The organism is Pseudocitrobacter sp. RIT415 (genome assembly GCF_003057695.2).
Lineage (GTDB): Bacteria > Pseudomonadota > Gammaproteobacteria > Enterobacterales > Enterobacteriaceae > Pseudocitrobacter > Pseudocitrobacter faecalis.
This window is the reverse complement of the sequence record NZ_QBJC02000001.1, coordinates 511,766-529,539: the sequence shown is the minus strand read 5'-3', so window position 1 is coordinate 529,539 and position 17,774 is coordinate 511,766. Positions and strand designations below refer to the sequence as shown.

Below are 17,774 nucleotides of genomic sequence, written 5' to 3'. Positions count from 1 at the left end.
ACCTGCGGCTTGAAAGACGACGGGTATGATGGAAGGCTGGCAGCGCGCATTCGTCCTGCATAGTCGCCCCTGGAGCGAAACCAGCCTGATGCTGGACGTCTTCACGGAAGAGTCGGGCCGCGTGCGCCTTGTTGCCAAAGGCGCACGTTCCAAACGTTCCAATCTGAAAGGCGCGCTTCAGCCTTTTACTCCCCTGTTAGTTCGCTTTGGCGGGCGCGGTGAAGTCAAAACCCTGCGCAGCGCGGAAGCCGTTTCGCTGGCGCTCCCTCTAAGCGGTATCACACTCTATAGCGGCCTTTACGTTAACGAACTTATTTCCCGCGTACTGGAGCATGAAACCCGTTTCTCTGAACTCTTCTTCGATTACCTGCACTGCATTCAGGCGCTGGCGGGCACCACTGGTTCGCCCGAACCGGCTTTGCGTCGCTTTGAGCTGGCGCTACTGGGGCATCTGGGATATGGCGTCGATTTCCTGCACTGCGCGGGAAGCGGCGAGGAAGTGGATGACACCATGACCTATCGCTATCGCGAAGAGAAAGGCTTTATCGCCAGCGTGGTAATAGACAACTACACCTTTACCGGCCATCAGTTGAAAGCGCTGGCCAGCCGTGAGTTTCCGGATGTGGATTCACTGCGTGCCGCAAAACGCTTTACCCGTATGGCGCTGAAGCCGTATCTTGGTGGCAAACCGCTAAAAAGCCGGGAATTATTCAGGCAGTTTTTGCCAAAAAAATAAAATCCCCCTTAGAACCGGCACCGTACTGGGCATTGTGCACAACCGGTCCTCTCTCCCTTCGGGAGAGGGGTAGGGTGAGGGGAAAACGAACACCGAACTAAAAACCGAGGATTGTCATGGCTGAATTACTGTTAGGCGTCAATATTGACCACATTGCCACCCTGCGTAACGCGCGCGGCACGGCGTATCCGGATCCGGTGCAGGCGGCATTTATCGCTGAACAGGCGGGGGCGGACGGCATCACCGTTCACCTGCGCGAAGACCGTCGCCACATCACCGACCGCGACGTGCGTATTTTGCGTCAGACGCTCGACACGCGCATGAATCTGGAGATGGCGGTCACCGAAGAGATGCTGAACATTGCCGTCGATACTAAACCGCATTTCTGCTGCCTGGTGCCGGAAAAACGTCAGGAAGTGACCACCGAAGGCGGTCTCGACGTTGCTGGTCAGCGTGACAAAATGCGCGATGCCTGCAAACGCCTCGCCGACGCAGGAATTCTGGTCTCTCTTTTTATCGATGCCGATAAAGAGCAGATTAAAGCCGCGGCAGAAGTCGGTGCGCCTTATATCGAAATTCACACGGGTTGCTATGCCGATGCTGGAACTGACACAGAACAGGCCAAAGAGCTGGAGCGTATCGCTCACGCCGCAACCTATGCCGCGAGCCTGGGGCTGAAAGTGAACGCCGGTCATGGCCTGACTTATCACAACGTGAAAGCTATCGCTGCGCTGCCAGAAATGCACGAACTGAATATCGGCCACGCCATCATTGGCCGTGCGGTGATGACCGGCCTGAAAGAGGCTGTTGCCGAAATGAAACGCCTGATGCTGGAAGCGCGCAAATAATGGCGATTCTTGGGCTCGGAACAGACATTGTCGAGATCACGCGTATCGAAGAGGTGATTGCCCGCAGCGGCGATCGCCTCGCCCGGCGCGTATTAACCGACAATGAGTGGGCTATCTGGGAAACGCATCAGCAACCGGTGCGTTTTCTGGCCAAGCGTTTCGCGGTGAAGGAAGCGGCGGCAAAAGCCTTTGGCACCGGCATCCGCAACGGCCTGGCGTTTAACCAGTTTGAAGTGTACAACGACGAAATGGGTAAACCGAAGCTGCGCCTGTGGGGCGAAGCGCAGAAGCTGGCGGAAAAACTGGGCGTGACGCACATGCACGTCACCCTGGCGGATGAACGTCGTTATGCCTGTGCCACGGTTATTCTGGAAAGCTAGATTTTGTCGGCGTGATGCATCGCCACGAATTTATCCCACAGCTGTTCTTCGCTCTCAACGTGTGCCGGATCCTTTAAAATCGTATTGGGGATCGGGCACACTTTCTGACAGGTAGGCGTCTCATAATGGCCGATGCACTCGGTGCAGCGATCGCTATTGATCTCATAGATGCTATCACCCATCGAAATGGCTTCGTTCGGACACTCCGGTTCGCACATATCGCAGTTGATGCATTTTTTGGTGATTAACAACGCCATCAGGAAACTCTCAGAAACAACCTATTCGGGCCGCGCATTATACGCGCATTTTCTGCTCAGACCATACTTTTTCCGGGGTAATTCGCTATACCAGCTTCTTCACCAGCGCTTCACTATGGCGAATGCGATCCGGCGCGTTTTCCAGATCCTGTTGCACCAGCCCCATAAACAGCACATCCGCCAGCATCATCTGCGCGCTGGTAGAGGAAATGGCCGCGCTGCGCGTCGCCTGCTCTTCCGCGATGGTATAAAGGCAGTGCGTGGCACGCTGCTGGAGCGCGTTGGGCGAAAATCCGGTGATGGCGAGAATTTTGCCGCCCGCGCGCAGGGTTTCATCTGCCGCCAGGTTTATCTCGCGGCGCTCGCCGGAGTAGGAGATCGCTAACAGCAGGTCGCCTTCGCTCAGCGCCTGAACGCTGGCGAGAAGGGCGTGCATATCCAGCTCGGCGACGGCGTTAAGGCCAATCTTCATCAGTTTCCAGCTAAAGTTGCGCGCTACCAGGCCCGAAGCGCCAATCCCGGTCAGCACGATGCGCCTTGCGCCACGGAGCATGTTCACCGCCTCCAGCAGCTTCTCTTCGTCGTTGACGTCGAGTGAGGCATGCATCGCGGCAACATTATCTTTGATGAGCTTTTCACCCACCAGACGCAGCGGATCGTCACCGCGGATTTGGTTGTGTACTGGAATGGAGTGCGGGTTCGGATTGCTGGCCAGCGCTTCGCTTAGCGCCAGTTTCAGGGCCGGAAAACCTTTAAAGCCCAGCTTTTGCGCGAACTTTACCACGCTGGACTGGCTGACACCCGACTGGCTCGCCAGCTGCTGTGAGCTGAGATGACGCGCCAGGTCAGGCTGCGCCAGGATAAAATCGGCCAGTTTTTTATCACTTTGCGCCAGATGTGGATATCGCTGGCGAATACGGATTAAACAATTCATACGCTCCTCAAGGGCAAAATTACGCTACCTCTCCCGACAACAATTCTGCTCGCCTGAAAGAATTATTATTCGATTATAACGGAATAACCTGAATTAAATATTCCACCTGGCGCAAAATATTGAACACTTTTTGCATCTTGCCGTTGAGGTGATGTTTCCAGAAATCACCCGCGCTATCTGTTACGCTTGTAAGGAGTTAACGGAAATTCATCGCTTAAAGGAGTCTGGTTTGGCAAACGACCCCCGTCGAGTTATTTTTTTCGACCTGGATGGCACGCTGCATCAGCAGGATATGTTCGGCACGTTTCTGCGCTATCTGCTGCGGCGACAGCCGCTTAATGCATTGCTGGTGCTGCCGCTGCTGCCGATAATCGGCATCGCGCTGCTGGTAAAAGGGCGCGCTGCGCGCTGGCCAATGAGTTTGCTGCTGTGGGGATGTACCTTTGGGCACAGCGAAGCCAAACTGCGCACGCTGGAAGCCGATTTCGCCACGTGGTTTCGCGCTAATGTGGTGACTTTCCCGGTGGTTCATAAGCGCCTGACCGAATACCTTATCAGTACCGATGCCGACGTGTGGCTGATCACTGGTTCACCACAGTCGCTGGTGGAGAAAGTCTATTTTGATACGCCCTGGCTACCGCGCGTAAATCTTATCGCCAGTCAGATAACCCGGGCTCATGGCGGTTGGGTGCTCTCGCTGCGCTGTCTGGGCCATGAAAAAGTGGTGCAACTGGAGCGCAAAATCGGTACGCCGCTGCGCCTGTTTAGCGGATACAGCGACAGTAAACAGGATAACCCGCTGCTCTATTTCTGCCAGCACCGCTGGCGGGTAACGCCGCGCGGCGAACTTCAGCGGCTGGAATAGTGGGTAATCTCATTCTCTCTATGTATAATGCGCCCCGATTTATCATCTGGAGTGCCCGCTTTGTCCGACAATGAATTCAACCATGAATACTGGATGCGCCATGCGCTTACGCTTGCGCAGCGCGCCTGGGATGAAGGGGAAGTGCCGGTTGGCGCGGTACTGGTGCTCGATAATCAGGTGATTGGCGAAGGCTGGAATCGCCCGATAGGTCGCCACGATCCAACGGCTCACGCTGAAATTATGGCGCTGCGTCAGGGCGGCATGGTGCTGCAAAACTACCGCCTGATTAACGCCACGCTGTACGTTACGCTGGAACCCTGTGTGATGTGTGCAGGTGCAATGGTGCATAGCCGCATTGGACGCGTGGTGTTTGGCGCGCGCGACGCTAAAACCGGCGCTGCAGGGTCGTTAATGGATGTTCTGCATCATCCGGGGATGAATCACCGGGTCGAGGTCACTGAAGGCGTACTACGCGATCAATGCGCCAGTATGCTGAGTGATTTTTTCCGCGAACGCCGCGTACAGATTAAAGCCTTACGCAAAGCGCAGAAAGCCGGGAATCAATGATGGGGATGCGCGGCGTCGACCAGTTCGCTCGACGTCGACCCTTGAACGCTGTGCAGGTAATCACGCGGCGACAGGGAAATAAACGGTAAGAAGTCAGCATTGTTGCGGTTCAGTTCGTCCATCGTTACCGCCGGATAATCGGCGGCAATCGCCATCTCCTGGGCCACTTTCTTCTCTTTCTCCGCCAGATATCCCACCAGGCTAATTTGATACTTACGGATGTTTTCCACATAGGCGTAAGCTTCATGTCCACGCGCATAACCATAGGTGAGCTTGCTGTAATAAGGTTTTTGGCTCAACAGCGGCAGACGCTGTTTCACATCCGTCCAGCTGTCCGGGTTTCCTTTCTGTTTAACCGTTAAAGCGCGAGCGTCAAGCATGTGCGCGTAGCCCATATTATAGGCCGCGAGAGCAAACCAGATTTTCTCATCCTGCGGCACCGTATCCGGCACTTTATCCATCATATCCAGCAGATAACGCATGCCGCCGCCGATGCTTTGTTCCGCATCGGTACGGTCGGTCAGGCCGAGGCTTTGGGCCGTATTTTTGGTGAGCATCATCAGGCCGCGCACGCCGGTGGGGGAGGTTGCCTGAGCGTCCCAGTGCGACTCCTGATACGAGATAGCCGCCAGCAGTCGCCAGTCGATCTCTTTCGCGTATTTCTCAAACAGCGGCTGAAGATCAGGCAACACGCTATCGACGGCACGCAGGAACGATCGCGTATCGACATAATCAAAATCGCCACCATGCCCCAGGTATTTCTCTTCCAGTCGGGCGAGGGTACCGTCTTCATTTATGCTGTTGAAATAGTCGAGCATCGCCGCAGAAAGCGTATCGTCTTCATCATTGACGCTAAACCAGGTCACCGGCTGTTCGTCGGTGATATCGAGCGCCACGGCCAGTTCTGGATGCACGCGCTGGAAAAGACTGATCGCCACCGAGTCTGCGATGGTGTAATTCAAACGGCCCGCCAGCACCTCTTCCATTAAGGTTTCGCTGCTGCGCTTTTCATCCACCTGCCAGCTGATATCGGGATATTTCGTCTCTTTCAGTGCCTGAAGGTCGTTGATGACCGCATGCCCCGGCGCGATGGAGAGATTATCAGCATTCAGTTCGCCCAGCGATCGCGGGCGATAGCTGCCAACGCGATACACCACCTGCTGAGAAACGGAATAGTAGGCCGGCCCCGCATGGTAGTTTTTGACGCGCTCGCTGTTATAGACCAGGCCCGCTGCCAGCAGGTCTGCTTTGTCATTATCAAGGTCATCAAACAGTTCGCTGATGTTTTGCCGCACGGTGACTTTCAGCTTCACGCCAAGGTAATTAGCAAACTGTTCAGCCAGGGCGTAGTCGAGCCCGTACGCTTTATCGTCAACGCGGGAGTAGGTTAAGGGAGACACGATGGTACTGACGCGAAGTTCTCCCCGCGCCTGAATGGCAGCAATGCGATTGGCCGGTTGGTTGATCCAGGTGATGGAGGGCCAAAGGGCTGCTGCTAACAGCAGTGCAACGATGCCGATCAGCAGATAATTAATCTTTAATTTTTTCAAATAGTTAATTCTCTGCGCTAACAAAATCACTGTGTGCAGTGACCATAAGAAGACTATGGTTTGGAACAGAATGAGCGGCATTTTGCTTAAGATTGCGCCAGTTGGCAACTAATTCGAGAGATACGTCACATCTATTGGTAAAAGCAGGAAGTGATTTTATTTCTACGCAAACGGTTTCGTCAGGGCGCAGGATTATCTATAATAGCGCCCGTTTTCCCCCCTTGCGCACACTGAAAGCTTAGAAGACGAGAGACTTATGATGGAAATTCTGCGTGGTTCGCCTGCACTGTCTGCATTTCGTATTAACAAACTGCTGGCACGTTTTCAGGCAGCCAACCTCCCGGTAAGCAATATTTACGCTGAGTATGTCCATTTTGCCGACCTGGATGCTCCGCTTCACGACGAAGACCGAGTCAGGCTTGAACGTCTGTTAAAGTATGGCCCCAGCCTTAGCAGCCATACGCCATCCGGTAAATTACTGCTCGTGACTCCCCGCCCTGGCACCATCTCCCCCTGGTCTTCAAAAGCAACCGACATCGCCCACAACTGCGGCCTGACTCAAGTTCTGCGCCTGGAGCGTGGTGTCGCGTGGTATGTGGAAGCGTCAACGCTGACGGCGGAGCAGTGGCGCGAAGTGGCGGCAGCGCTGCACGATCGCATGATGGAAAGCGTCTTCGACTCCTTGCAGGATGCGGAAAAACTGTTTGCTCATCATCAACCTGCACCCGTATCCAGCGTGGATCTGCTGGGAGAAGGGCGTCAGGCGCTCATTGACGCTAACCTGCGTCTGGGGCTGGCGCTGGCGGATGATGAAATCGACTATCTGCAGGATGCCTTTACGAAGCTTGGGCGTAACCCGAACGATATCGAACTTTATATGTTTGCGCAGGCTAACTCTGAGCACTGCCGACACAAAATTTTCAACGCCGACTGGATTATCGACGGTGAACAGCAGCCTAAATCGCTGTTCAAGATGATCAAAAATACCTTTGAGACCACGCCGGATCACGTCCTGTCTGCCTATAAAGATAACGCAGCCGTCATGGAAGGGTCTGAAGTGGGGCGCTATTTTGCCGACCACGAAACGGGGCGCTACGATTTCCACCAGGAACCTGCGCACATCCTGATGAAGGTCGAAACCCACAACCACCCGACGGCCATTTCTCCGTGGCCGGGCGCGGCAACCGGTTCCGGCGGTGAAATTCGTGATGAAGGTGCTACCGGGCGTGGTGCAAAACCGAAGGCCGGTCTGGTCGGTTTCTCTGTTTCCAACCTGCGCATTCCAGGCTTTGAACAGCCGTGGGAAGAAGATTTCGGCAAGCCGGAACGCATTGTTACCGCCCTGGACATCATGACCGAGGGGCCGCTGGGCGGCGCGGCGTTTAACAACGAATTTGGTCGCCCGGCACTGAACGGCTACTTCCGTACTTACGAAGAGAGAGTAAACAGTCACAACGGCGAAGAGCTGCGCGGCTATCACAAACCTATCATGCTGGCAGGCGGGATCGGCAACATCCGTGCCGATCACGTGCAGAAAGGCGAGATCACCGTGGGAGCAAAACTGGTGGTTCTCGGCGGCCCGGCGATGAATATCGGGCTTGGCGGCGGTGCAGCCTCCTCTATGGCCTCCGGTCAATCTGATGCGGATCTCGATTTTGCATCGGTCCAGCGCGACAACCCAGAAATGGAGCGCCGTTGTCAGGAAGTGATCGATCGCTGCTGGCAGCTCGGCGACGCGAACCCGATTCTGTTTATCCACGACGTTGGCGCGGGCGGCCTTTCAAACGCGATGCCGGAGCTGGTGAGCGACGGTGGACGCGGCGGTAAATTCGAACTGCGAGACATTCTGAGCGACGAACCAGGGATGAGCCCGCTGGAAATCTGGTGTAACGAATCGCAGGAGCGCTACGTGCTGGCGGTTGCGCCTGACCAGATGCCGTTGTTTGATGAACTCTGTAAGCGTGAACGCGCGCCATACGCGGTGATTGGCGAAGCGATCGAAGCACAGCACCTCACTCTGAATGACAAACACTTCGACAATCAGCCTATCGACCTGCCGCTGGACGTGCTGCTGGGCAAAACGCCGAAGATGACCCGCGATGTCACCACGCTGAAAGCCAAAGGCGACGCGCTGGTTCGTGAAGGCATTACCATTGCCGATGCGGTTAACCGTATTCTGCACCTGCCATCTGTTGCTGAAAAAACCTTCCTCGTAACTATCGGTGACCGTACCGTTACCGGCATGGTGGCGCGCGATCAGATGGTTGGCCCGTGGCAGATCCCGGTGGCGAACTGCGCGGTCACTACCGCCAGCCTCGACAGCTACTACGGTGAAGCGATGGCGATTGGTGAACGTTCCCCGGTTGCGTTGCTCGACTTCGCGGCCTCCGCTCGTCTGGCGGTAGGGGAAGCGCTGACTAACATTGCGGCGACGCAAATTGGCAATATCAAACACATCAAACTGTCGGCGAACTGGATGTCTGCCGCCGGTCACCCTGGTGAAGACGCGGGTCTGTACGAAGCGGTGAAAGCCGTGGGCGAAGAACTTTGCCCGGCGCTGGGCCTGACCATTCCGGTGGGTAAAGACTCTATGTCGATGAAAACCCGCTGGCAGGAAGGTAACGAACAGCGTGAGATGACCTCGCCGCTGTCGCTGGTGATTTCTGCGTTTGCCCGTGTAGAAGATGTGCGTCATACCATCACCCCGCAGCTTTCCACGGAAGATAATGCCCTGCTGCTGATTGACCTCGGCAAGGGCCATAACGCACTGGGTGCCACCGCACTGGCGCAGGTTTATCGTCAACTGGGCGATAAACCGGCTGATGTGCGTGACGTCGCGCAGCTGAAAGGCTTCTACGACGCCATGCAGGCACTGGTGGCAGAACGTAAACTGCTGGCCTACCACGACCGTTCCGACGGCGGCCTGCTGGTGACGCTGGCAGAGATGGCCTTTGCCGGTCACTGTGGCGTTGAGGCGGATATCGCCGCGCTGGGCGACGACCGTCTGGCTGCGCTGTTCACAGAAGAACTGGGGGCGGTTATTCAGGTTCGCGCGGCTGACCGAGAGGCGGTTGAAGCGCTGCTGGCAAAACACGGCCTCGGTGATTGTGTGCACTATCTGGGTAACGCCGTCGCGGGTGACCGCTTTGTGCTGACCGCTAACGGCCAGCCGGTCTTTAGCGAAAGCCGCACCACCTTGCGTATGTGGTGGGCGGAAACCACCTGGCAGATGCAGCGTCTGCGTGATAACCCGGAAAGCGCCGATCAGGAGCATAACGCGAAAGCCAACGATAACGATCCAGGTCTCAACGTTAAACTGACCTTTGATATCAGCGAGGATATCGCTGCGCCGTATATTGCGAAGGGCGCGCGTCCTCAGGTGGCGGTATTGCGTGAGCAGGGCGTCAACTCCCACGTTGAAATGGCCGCAGCGTTCCAGCGTGCGGGCTTTGATGCCATCGACGTGCACATGAGTGACCTGCTGGCCGGGCGCACCGGGCTGGCGCGTTTTGATGCGCTGGTCGCCTGCGGCGGCTTCTCGTACGGCGATGTGCTGGGCGCGGGTGAAGGCTGGGCGAAGTCTATCCTGTTCAATAATCGCGTGCGCGATGAGTTCGAAACCTTCTTCCATCGTCCACAAACGCTGGCGTTGGGCGTGTGCAACGGTTGCCAGATGATGTCTAATCTGCGCGAACTGATCCCAGGCAGCGACCTGTGGCCGCGCTTTGTGCGTAACAACTCTGACCGTTTTGAAGCGCGTTTCAGCCTGGTCGAAGTGACGCAAAGCCCGTCGCTGTTGCTGCAGGGTATGGTCGGTTCCCAGATGCCGATTGCCGTTTCTCACGGTGAAGGGCGCGTGGAAGTTCGTGATGCGGCGCATCTGGCCGCGCTGGAAAGCAAAGGGCTGGTGGCGCTGCGCTACGTTGATAACTTCGGCAAGGTGACGGAAACCTATCCGGCGAACCCGAATGGTTCTCCGAACGGGATCACCGCAGTGACCAACGAAAGCGGTCGCGTCACCATCATGATGCCGCACCCGGAGCGTGTGTTCCGTACCGTGGCGAACTCCTGGCACCCGGAAAACTGGGGCGAGGACGGGCCGTGGATGCGCATCTTCCGCAATGCGCGCAAGCAGTTAGGTTAAGTGAAAAGGGCCGCGAAAGCGGCCTGAGACTGATGACAAACGCAAAATTGCCTGATGCGCTACGCTTATCAGGCCTACAAGGATTCTGCAATATATTGAATTAGCACGATTTTGTAGGCCGGATAAGGCGTTTACGCCGCATCCGGCAAGAATAAAGCGCACTTTGTCAGCAATCTGGGGCCGCGAAAGCGGCTTTTTTGTTGGATGGCGTTTTCAGGTGTCGTGAATGACAGACAATCCTTATTAAGGGTGTCTCTAAAAGGCGACATTTAACTTATTGATTTAAATCTATTTTAATTAACGGTGCATAAAGTGTTGCTAATTAGCGACGAAAAGCGCAAAAAGTAATCATTTCTACAATGAGTGATATAATTAACATTATCTTTAATTATCATAAAGTTAACATTTTATTTTCCATGTTGGCACATATCCTGCATTAATATACTCAGTGGCTCATTCACCCTCTTATGTCAGCCCCTTCGGGACGTGCTACATAAACTTCGAATGACGCACAACAAGGTGCCTGCCGTCCAGCTTCTGATATCTTTGCATATCAACCATCGGGCGAAACGTTGAGTTAGGCACCGCCTTATTCCATAACAAAGCCGGGTTTCGACCCGGCTTTGTTATTTCTGCCTTTCCCCGCGTCACTTCCTCAGTTAGCATCCTTACAGGTTGATTTTTTGGGAACTCCTTGTGAAACGCGTCTCTCTTTCTCCCCGTTCGCTGCGACAGCTGGTTATGCTGGCGTTTCTGTTGATCCTGCTGCCATTGTTGGTGCTGGCCTGGCAGGCATGGCAGAGCCTGAATGCGCTCAGCGCGCAGGCGGAAAAAACCAACCGTACCACCCTGATTGACGCACGTCGCAGCGAAGCAATGACCAATATTGCGCTGGAAATGGAGCGCAGTTATCGCCAGTACTGTGTGCTCGATGACCCGACGCTGGCGCGGGTTTACCAGAGTCAGCGTAAGCGCTACAGCGATATGCTTGACGCGCACGCGGGCGTGCTGCCCGATGAAAAACTGTATCAGGCGTTAAGACAGGATCTGAACGATCTGGCTCAGCTTCAATGCCACAACAGCGGCCCGGAAAAGCAGGCGGCCAGCAAACTGGAAGCGTTTGCCAATGCTAATACCGAAATGGTGCAGGCGACGCGTACGGTGGTCTTCTCGCGCGGCCAGCAGTTGCAGCAGGAAATAGCCGAGCGGGGTCAGTTCTTCGGATGGCAAGCACTGGTGCTGTTCCTGGTGAGCCTCGCGATGGTGTTACTGTTTACCCGCATGATCATCGGCCCGGTCAAAGGCATTGAGAGTATGATTAATCGTCTCGGCGAGGGGGAGACCCTCAAAGAGGGCGTGTCCTTCCGAGGCCCGCGCGAACTGCGGTCGGTCGGCCAGCGTATCGTCTGGTTAAGCGATCGGCTCTCCTGGCTGGAGTCACAGCGCCACCAGTTTTTACGCCATCTCTCCCACGAACTTAAAACGCCGCTCGCCAGCATGCGTGAAGGAACCGAATTGCTGGCAGACCAGGTTGTCGGCCCGCTCACGCCGGAGCAAAAAGAAGTGGTGGATATCCTCGATGATAGCAGCCGTAATTTGCAAAAGCTAATTGAACAACTGCTTGATTACAACCGTAAACTGAGCGATGGCGCGGTGCCCATGAGCCGCGTGGAACTGACCCCGCTGGTGGAAGCCGTTGTTTCTGCGCACAGTTTGCCGGCGCGAGCTAAAATGATGCATACCCAGGTCGCGCTGGAAGCCCCGGCATGCCTGGCAGAATCGACGCTATTGATGAGTGCACTGGACAATCTCTACTCCAATGCGGTGCACTATGGTACTGAATCCGGTAACATTTATATCCGTAGCCACGTCTCCAGCGGGCGAATCGCTATTGATGTGGCCAATACCGGGACGCCGATCCCGGATGCCGAAAAGACAATGATTTTTGAGCCCTTTTTCCAGGGCAGTCGCCAGCGAAAAGGGGCCGTGAAGGGCAGTGGCCTGGGGTTGAGTATTGCCCGAGATTGCGTGCGTAAGATGCACGGCGAGCTTCATCTGATTGACGATAGTGCGGGCGATATCTGTTTTCGCATTGAACTCCCTGTCCCCGGGCCGGATAAAACAAACTCATGACTACATATCGGGTGCATATGTCCCACTTTTTAAGTACGCGCGTTGTACAGGGTGTCCGCCGCTTCTGGTTGTCGGGCTTATCCTGTCTGGCGCTCGTCGGCTGTAGCTCTGGCCTGACGCCGCATATTGGCGGCGTCAGCGCAGAGAAAGTTCCTCATGAACAGGTGGCGGATTACCTGTCGACCACCTGTGACGAGCTCTGGACGCTTGATGGAACCGTCGCGGAAAACAATCCGCTGTACTGGCTGCGCGGTATGGATTGCGCCGAACGTCTCACTCCTACTCAAGCGCGGGCGCAGGCTAACCAACTGGGCGATGAAAGCTGGTCAGATGCTTTCAAGCGTGGTGTGCTGCTGGCCAATGCCAAAATCACGCCGTCCGAACGCCAGCTGATCGTTTCACGCCTTGATGCGAAAAGCGCACAAATTCCAACGCGCATCCGTCCCCTTTACCAGGTGTGGCGCGATAATCAGATGCTGCAACTGAAGCTGTCTGACCAGCGCACGCGCTACAGTAAGCTTCAGGAAACGAGCGATGCCGCGCTGGATGAACTGCGCCAGCAGCAGCAGGCGCTGAAGGGCGAACTTGATCTGACGACCCGCAAGCTGCAAAACCTGACCGACATAGAGCGCCAGCTCTCCAGCCGAAAACCCTCGTCCGGTTTTAACCCGGACAGCACACACGGTACGGATACGCCCGCTGACACGGAGGAGAAGCAATGACACCACGGAAAACAGCTCGCCTGCTGCTGGTGGATGACGACCCCGGGCTGCTGAAGCTGCTGGGGATGCGCCTGAACAGTGAAGGCTATCAGGTGGATACCGCCGAGAGCGGTCAGCAGGGGTTACGCGTGCTGGCAAAAGAACGTATCGACCTTGTTATCAGCGATCTGCGAATGGATGAAATGGACGGCTTGCAGCTGTTCAGTGAAATCCAGAAAGTGCAGCCGGGTATGCCGGTGATTATCCTCACCGCTCACGGCTCGATTCCGGATGCCGTGGCTGCCACCCAGCAGGGCGTATTCAGTTTTCTGACCAAACCGGTCGATAAAGACGCGCTGTATAAAGCCATCGATGAAGCGCTGGCGCGAACCGCGCCGGCGGTGGACGAGCGCTGGCGGGAGTCCATCGTCACCCGCAGCCCGATTATGTTACGGCTGCTGGAGCAGGCACAAATGGTGGCGCAGTCGGATGTTAGCGTGCTGATTAACGGCCAGAGCGGTACCGGAAAAGAGATTCTGGCGCAGGCGATTCACAACGCCAGCCCGCGTAGCAGTAAACCGTTCGTCGCGATTAACTGTGGTGCATTACCGGAACAGTTGCTGGAATCGGAACTTTTCGGCCACGCGCGCGGGGCGTTTACCGGCGCGGTAAGCAATCGGGAAGGGCTGTTTCAGGCGGCGGAAGGCGGCACGCTGTTCCTCGATGAGATTGGCGACATGCCTGCGCCGCTGCAGGTCAAACTGCTGCGTGTGTTGCAGGAGCGCAAAGTCCGCCCGCTGGGCAGCAACCGCGACCTCGACATTAACGTGCGGATTATCTCCGCGACTCACCGCGACCTGCCAAAAGCGATGGCGCGCGGCGAGTTTCGTGAAGATCTCTTTTATCGCCTTAATGTGGTCAACCTCAAAATTCCGACGCTTGCCGAGCGCACGGAAGATATTCCGCTGCTGGCAAACCATCTATTGCGCCAGTCCGCCGACCGCCACAAACCGTTCGTGCGCGCGTTTTCCACCGATGCCATGAAGCGCTTAATGGCGGCCAACTGGCCGGGCAACGTGCGTCAACTGGTGAACGTAATTGAACAGTGCGTGGCGCTGACGTCGTCGCCGGTGATCAGCGACGCGCTGGTCGATCAGGCTTTAGAGGGCGAGAACACCGCACTGCCAACTTTTGTGGAAGCGCGAAACCAGTTTGAACTCAACTACCTGCGCAAGCTGCTGCAAATCACCAAAGGGAATGTGACGCATGCGGCGAGAATGGCGGGGCGTAACCGCACGGAGTTTTATAAGCTGCTCTCACGCCACGAACTGGACGCAAATGATTTTAAAGAGTAGCACCGTACTTTTGCGTGATTTATGATACGGTGAGCAACCGGTTACGCGACTGAAAAACAGGAACACCATGAAAAAAATTGATGCGATTATTAAACCCTTCAAACTGGATGATGTACGTGAAGCGCTGGCGGAAGTCGGTATTACCGGCATGACGGTAACGGAAGTGAAAGGCTTTGGTCGTCAGAAAGGCCACACCGAGCTCTATCGCGGTGCGGAATACATGGTGGACTTCCTGCCGAAAGTCAAAATTGAAATTGTGGTCAGCGACGATATCGTTGATACCTGTGTGGATACCATTATTCGCACGGCTCAGACCGGCAAAATCGGCGACGGCAAAATCTTTGTCTTTGACGTGGCGCGCGTGATCCGTATTCGTACAGGTGAAGAGGACGACGCGGCGATTTAACACCGTATGCCCCTCACCCTAACCCTCTCCCGCAGGGAGAGGGAATGGTTTGTGCAGGCGTCAATTCTTGCGCTGGTTTTCTCCCTCTCCCTGTGGGAGAGGGCGGGGTGAGGGCAAAAATCACAGCACCTTATGCGGCCCAAAGCACTCGTAATGAATACTTTCCTGCTTCACGCCCAGCTCAACCAACTGCTTTGCGGCGAACTGCATAAAGCCGACCGGGCCACAGAGATAAAACTGCATCGCCGGGTCGCTAAAGGCTCCTTCCATCGCGCTTAAATCCATCAATCCTTCGCTGTCAAACGCTGCTGCCTGACGGTCTGCGTCGGTCGGTTGACGATACCAGGTATGCGCGGTAAAGCGCGGCAAGGTTGCTCCCAGATTTTTCACTTCGTCAGCAAAGGCATGCACATCGCCATTTTCTGCCGCGTGGAACCAGTTTACCTGCGCGGTATGGCTGGATTTCGCCAGCGTATCGAGCATCGCCAGCATCGGTGTCTGACCGACACCGGCGGAGATCAGCGTCACCGGCGTGTTGTTTTCCACGGACATAAAGAAATCGCCCGCAGGTGCCGCCAGATGCACCACATCGCCGACATTCGCGGAGTTGTGCAGCCAGCTTGATACCTGGCCGCCGTCTTCGCGTTTCACCGCAATGCGGTAGCCTTTGCCATCCGCCTTACGAGTAAGGGAGTACTGACGAATCTCCTGATGCGGGAAGCCTTCCGGTTTCAGCCAGACTGCCAGATACTGGCCCGGTTGATAATCTGCTACCGCGCCGCCGTCCACGGGTTCAAATTCGAAGCTGGTGATGAGCGCGCTCCGCGGCGTTTTTGCCACGATGCGGAACGGGCGTGTGCCTTCCCAGCCGCCGGTTTTATTGGCGTTCTGCTCGTAGATTTCTGCTTCACGGTTGATAAATACTCCCGCCAGTACACCGTAAGCTTTACCCCATGCATCCAGCACGTCCTGGCCTGGGCTGAACATTTCGTCGAGCGTCGCCAGCAGATGTTCGCCAACAATATTGTACTGCTCAGGTTTAATCTGGAAGCTGGTATGTTTCTGGGCGATTTTCTCAACCGCAGGCAGCAGGGCAGGCAGGTTTTCAATATTGCTGGCGTAGGCGGCAATGGCGTTGAACAGCGCTTCACGCTGGTCGCCGTTGCGCTGGTTGCTCATATTGAAAATCTCTTTCAGTTCCGGGTTGTGGGTAAACATCCGGTCGTAAAAGTGGGCGGTGAGTTTAGGGCCGGTTTCAACCAGCAGGGGAATGGTGGCTTTGACGGTAGCAATGGTTTGAGCATCAAGCATGGCAGGCTTCCTTTTTACGATTATCTATTGTTGCATATTGGATGCATCTTATAAAAATACCCCTGCTTTGTAAATGGTTCTTTGTAACAATGCATCGTGTTGGTTACAACGTGAAGAATTTGCATCACAAACCTGAAAAGTTATCCGTTGAAATTTGGCGAGCCTTTATTCCTCAAGCCCTTGTGTGACGCGAAGGAAAACGTTTGCGTAAAATCGTTTGTCAAGACCTGTTATCGCAGAACTAATCAGTTATACTGTTGGCCGTTGTCCATCAGGGCTTAAAAAAATTTACTGTTAGCTGAGTCAGGAGATGCGGATGTTAAAGCGTGAAATGAACATTGCCGATTATGATGCCGAACTGTGGCAGGCTATGGAGCAGGAAAAAGTACGTCAGGAAGAGCACATCGAACTGATCGCCTCCGAAAACTACACCAGCCCGCGCGTTATGCAGGCACAGGGTTCTCAGCTGACCAACAAATATGCTGAAGGTTATCCGGGCAAACGCTACTACGGCGGTTGCGAGTATGTGGATATCGTTGAGCAACTGGCTATCGACCGCGCGAAAGCGCTGTTTGGCGCAGACTACGCTAACGTTCAGCCGCACTCCGGTTCTCAGGCTAACTTCGCCGTCTACACCGCGCTGCTGCAGCCGGGCGATACCGTTCTGGGTATGAACCTGGCGCAGGGCGGTCACCTGACTCACGGCTCCCCGGTAAACTTCTCCGGTAAACTGTACAACATCGTGCCTTACGGTATTGATGAGTCCGGTAAAATCGATTATGACGAAATGGCGAAGCTGGCTCAGGAACATAAACCGAAGATGATTATCGGTGGTTTCTCTGCCTACTCCGGCATCGTTGACTGGGCTAAAATGCGCGAAATCGCTGACAGCATCGGCGCATATCTGTTCGTCGATATGGCCCACGTTGCGGGTCTGATTGCCGCAGGCGTTTACCCGAACCCGGTTCCTCACGCGCATGTCGTGACCACCACCACCCACAAAACTCTGGCGGGCCCGCGTGGCGGCCTGATCCTGGCGAAAGGCGGTGATGAAGAGCTGTATAAAAAACTGAACTCCGCTGTCTTCCCAAGCGCACAGGGCGGCCCGCTGATGCACGTGATTGCTGGTAAAGCGGTAGCACTGAAAGAAGCGATGGAGCCTGAGTTTAAAGTTTACCAGCAGCAGGTTGCGAAAAACGCCAAAGCGATGGTGGAAGTGTTCCTGAATCGTGGCTACAAAGTGGTTTCCGGCGGTACTGAAAACCACCTGTTCCTGCTGGATCTGGTCGACAAAAACCTGACCGGTAAAGAAGCTGACGCAGCCCTGGGCCGCGCTAACATTACCGTCAACAAAAACAGCGTGCCGAACGATCCGAAGAGCCCGTTTGTGACCTCCGGTATCCGTATCGGTTCTCCGGCAATCACTCGCCGTGGCTTCAAAGAAGCGGAAGCGAAGGAACTGGCTGGCTGGATGTGTGACGTTCTGGACAACATCAATGATGAAGCGGTTATCGAGCGCATCAAAGGTAAAGTTCTGGATATCTGCGCACGCTTCCCGGTTTACGCATAATTCTGTTTTGCAGAATA

General features: G+C 55.3%; 15 protein-coding genes and 1 pseudogene. 11 read left to right on the top strand and 5 right to left on the bottom strand.

Annotation, left to right across the window (positions count from 1 at the left end; all coding sequences use genetic code 11):
- Positions 1-28 precede the first annotated feature (28 nt).
- The 3 genes from recO (at position 29) to acpS (ending at position 1,964) form a co-directional block, all read left to right on the top strand.
- Positions 29-736, top strand: coding sequence for a DNA repair protein RecO (gene recO / locus DBY68_RS02370; RefSeq protein WP_108473769.1), 708 nt, complete (start codon positions 29-31; stop codon positions 734-736).
- A gap of 116 nt (positions 737-852) precedes the next feature.
- The gene (gene pdxJ, locus DBY68_RS02365) at positions 853-1,584 is read left to right on the top strand and encodes a pyridoxine 5'-phosphate synthase (protein ID WP_108473365.1); all 732 of its coding nucleotides are present in this window, start codon (positions 853-855) and stop codon (positions 1,582-1,584) included.
- Positions 1,584-1,964 (top strand): holo-ACP synthase, encoded by a 381-nt coding sequence (gene acpS / locus DBY68_RS02360; protein ID WP_108473366.1) that lies wholly within the window; start codon positions 1,584-1,586, stop codon positions 1,962-1,964. Before pdxJ ends, acpS begins: the two co-directional genes overlap by 1 nt.
- Here acpS and DBY68_RS02355 read toward each other — a convergent pair.
- Both DBY68_RS02355 and DBY68_RS02350 read right to left on the bottom strand, forming a co-directional pair.
- Positions 1,961-2,221: a YfhL family 4Fe-4S dicluster ferredoxin gene (locus tag DBY68_RS02355; RefSeq protein ID WP_015963398.1), complete on the bottom strand. Its 261-nt coding sequence runs from the start codon at positions 2,219-2,221 to the stop codon at positions 1,961-1,963. The genes acpS and DBY68_RS02355 overlap by 4 nt on opposite strands.
- Positions 2,222-2,306: 85 nt before the next feature.
- Entirely contained in the window at positions 2,307-3,155 is an 849-nt protein-coding gene (locus DBY68_RS02350) for a MurR/RpiR family transcriptional regulator (protein ID WP_015963399.1), read from the bottom strand.
- Positions 3,156-3,384: 229 nt separating this feature from the next.
- Here DBY68_RS02350 and yfhb point away from each other — a divergent pair, with 229 nt between their 5' ends.
- Together yfhb and tadA are read left to right on the top strand one after the other, a co-directional pair.
- Entirely contained in the window at positions 3,385-4,020 is a 636-nt protein-coding gene (yfhb, locus tag DBY68_RS02345) for a phosphatidylglycerophosphatase C (protein WP_108473367.1), read from the top strand.
- A 27-nt stretch (positions 4,021-4,047) separates the two neighbouring features.
- Positions 4,048-4,587 carry a tRNA adenosine(34) deaminase TadA gene (gene tadA / locus DBY68_RS02340; protein WP_108473368.1) on the top strand — a complete coding sequence of 180 codons (540 nt, stop codon included), beginning with the start codon at positions 4,048-4,050 and terminating at the stop codon, positions 4,585-4,587.
- On the opposite strand, the gene mltF is transcribed toward tadA, so the two are convergent.
- Entirely contained in the window at positions 4,581-6,137 is a 1,557-nt protein-coding gene (gene mltF, locus DBY68_RS02335) for a membrane-bound lytic murein transglycosylase MltF (protein ID WP_108473770.1), read from the bottom strand. The two genes, tadA and mltF, sit on opposite strands and share 7 nt — an antisense overlap.
- Before the next feature lie 256 nt (positions 6,138-6,393).
- On the opposite strand from mltF, the gene purL reads away from it, so the two are divergent.
- A complete protein-coding gene (purL, locus tag DBY68_RS02325; protein WP_108473369.1) occupies positions 6,394-10,281 on the top strand; it encodes a phosphoribosylformylglycinamidine synthase in 3,888 nt (1,295 codons plus the stop codon).
- A 48-nt stretch (positions 10,282-10,329) separates the two neighbouring features.
- Here the strand turns inward: purL and DBY68_RS23200 are convergent.
- Positions 10,330-10,431, bottom strand: a pseudogene (locus tag DBY68_RS23200) (hypothetical protein); the annotation flags it as partial.
- Between the two features lie 546 nt (positions 10,432-10,977).
- Between DBY68_RS23200 and qseE the strand changes: the two are divergent.
- The 4 genes from qseE (at position 10,978) to glnB (ending at position 14,876) form a co-directional block, all read left to right on the top strand.
- A complete protein-coding gene (gene qseE / locus DBY68_RS02320; RefSeq protein WP_189622663.1) occupies positions 10,978-12,414 on the top strand; it encodes a two component system sensor histidine kinase QseE/GlrK in 1,437 nt (478 codons plus the stop codon).
- A complete protein-coding gene (qseG, locus tag DBY68_RS02315; RefSeq protein ID WP_108473370.1) occupies positions 12,411-13,136 on the top strand; it encodes a two-component system QseEF-associated lipoprotein QseG in 726 nt (241 codons plus the stop codon). The genes qseE and qseG overlap by 4 nt, the downstream gene beginning before the upstream one ends.
- Positions 13,133-14,470 (top strand): two-component system response regulator GlrR, encoded by a 1,338-nt coding sequence (glrR, locus tag DBY68_RS02310; protein WP_108473371.1) that lies wholly within the window; start codon positions 13,133-13,135, stop codon positions 14,468-14,470. The genes qseG and glrR overlap by 4 nt, the downstream gene beginning before the upstream one ends.
- A 67-nt stretch (positions 14,471-14,537) precedes the next feature.
- A complete protein-coding gene (glnB, locus tag DBY68_RS02305; RefSeq protein WP_003860685.1) occupies positions 14,538-14,876 on the top strand; it encodes a nitrogen regulatory protein P-II in 339 nt (112 codons plus the stop codon).
- A 120-nt stretch (positions 14,877-14,996) separates the two neighbouring features.
- Here the strand turns inward: glnB and hmpA are convergent, their stop codons facing one another.
- Positions 14,997-16,187 carry an NO-inducible flavohemoprotein gene (gene hmpA, locus DBY68_RS02300; RefSeq protein ID WP_108473372.1) on the bottom strand — a complete coding sequence of 397 codons (1,191 nt, stop codon included), beginning with the start codon at positions 16,185-16,187 and terminating at the stop codon, positions 14,997-14,999.
- 316 nt (positions 16,188-16,503) lie between these two features.
- On the opposite strand from hmpA, the gene glyA reads away from it, so the two are divergent.
- Complete coding sequence (gene glyA / locus DBY68_RS02290) at positions 16,504-17,757, top strand: serine hydroxymethyltransferase (protein ID WP_108473373.1); 1,254 nt, start codon at positions 16,504-16,506, stop codon at positions 17,755-17,757.
- Positions 17,758-17,774 lie beyond the last annotated feature (17 nt).

Excerpts from the sequence above, each read along its gene's own strand:
- recO (WP_108473769.1), top strand. The coding sequence starts at position 29 with ATGGAAGGCTGGCAGCGCGCATTCGTCCTGCATAGTCGCCCCTGGAGC.
- pdxJ (WP_108473365.1), top strand. The coding sequence starts at position 853 with ATGGCTGAATTACTGTTAGGCGTCAATATTGACCACATTGCCACCCTG.
- acpS (WP_108473366.1), top strand. The coding sequence starts at position 1,584 with ATGGCGATTCTTGGGCTCGGAACAGACATTGTCGAGATCACGCGTATC.
- DBY68_RS02355 (WP_015963398.1), bottom strand. The coding sequence starts at position 2,221 with ATGGCGTTGTTAATCACCAAAAAATGCATCAACTGCGATATGTGCGAA.
- DBY68_RS02350 (WP_015963399.1), bottom strand. The coding sequence starts at position 3,155 with ATGAATTGTTTAATCCGTATTCGCCAGCGATATCCACATCTGGCGCAA.
- tadA (WP_108473368.1), top strand. The coding sequence starts at position 4,048 with ATGCGCCCCGATTTATCATCTGGAGTGCCCGCTTTGTCCGACAATGAA.
- purL (WP_108473369.1), top strand. The coding sequence starts at position 6,394 with ATGATGGAAATTCTGCGTGGTTCGCCTGCACTGTCTGCATTTCGTATT.
- qseG (WP_108473370.1), top strand. The coding sequence starts at position 12,411 with ATGACTACATATCGGGTGCATATGTCCCACTTTTTAAGTACGCGCGTT.
- glrR (WP_108473371.1), top strand. The coding sequence starts at position 13,133 with ATGACACCACGGAAAACAGCTCGCCTGCTGCTGGTGGATGACGACCCC.
- glnB (WP_003860685.1), top strand. The coding sequence starts at position 14,538 with ATGAAAAAAATTGATGCGATTATTAAACCCTTCAAACTGGATGATGTA.
- hmpA (WP_108473372.1), bottom strand. The coding sequence starts at position 16,187 with ATGCTTGATGCTCAAACCATTGCTACCGTCAAAGCCACCATTCCCCTG.
- glyA (WP_108473373.1), top strand. The coding sequence starts at position 16,504 with ATGTTAAAGCGTGAAATGAACATTGCCGATTATGATGCCGAACTGTGG.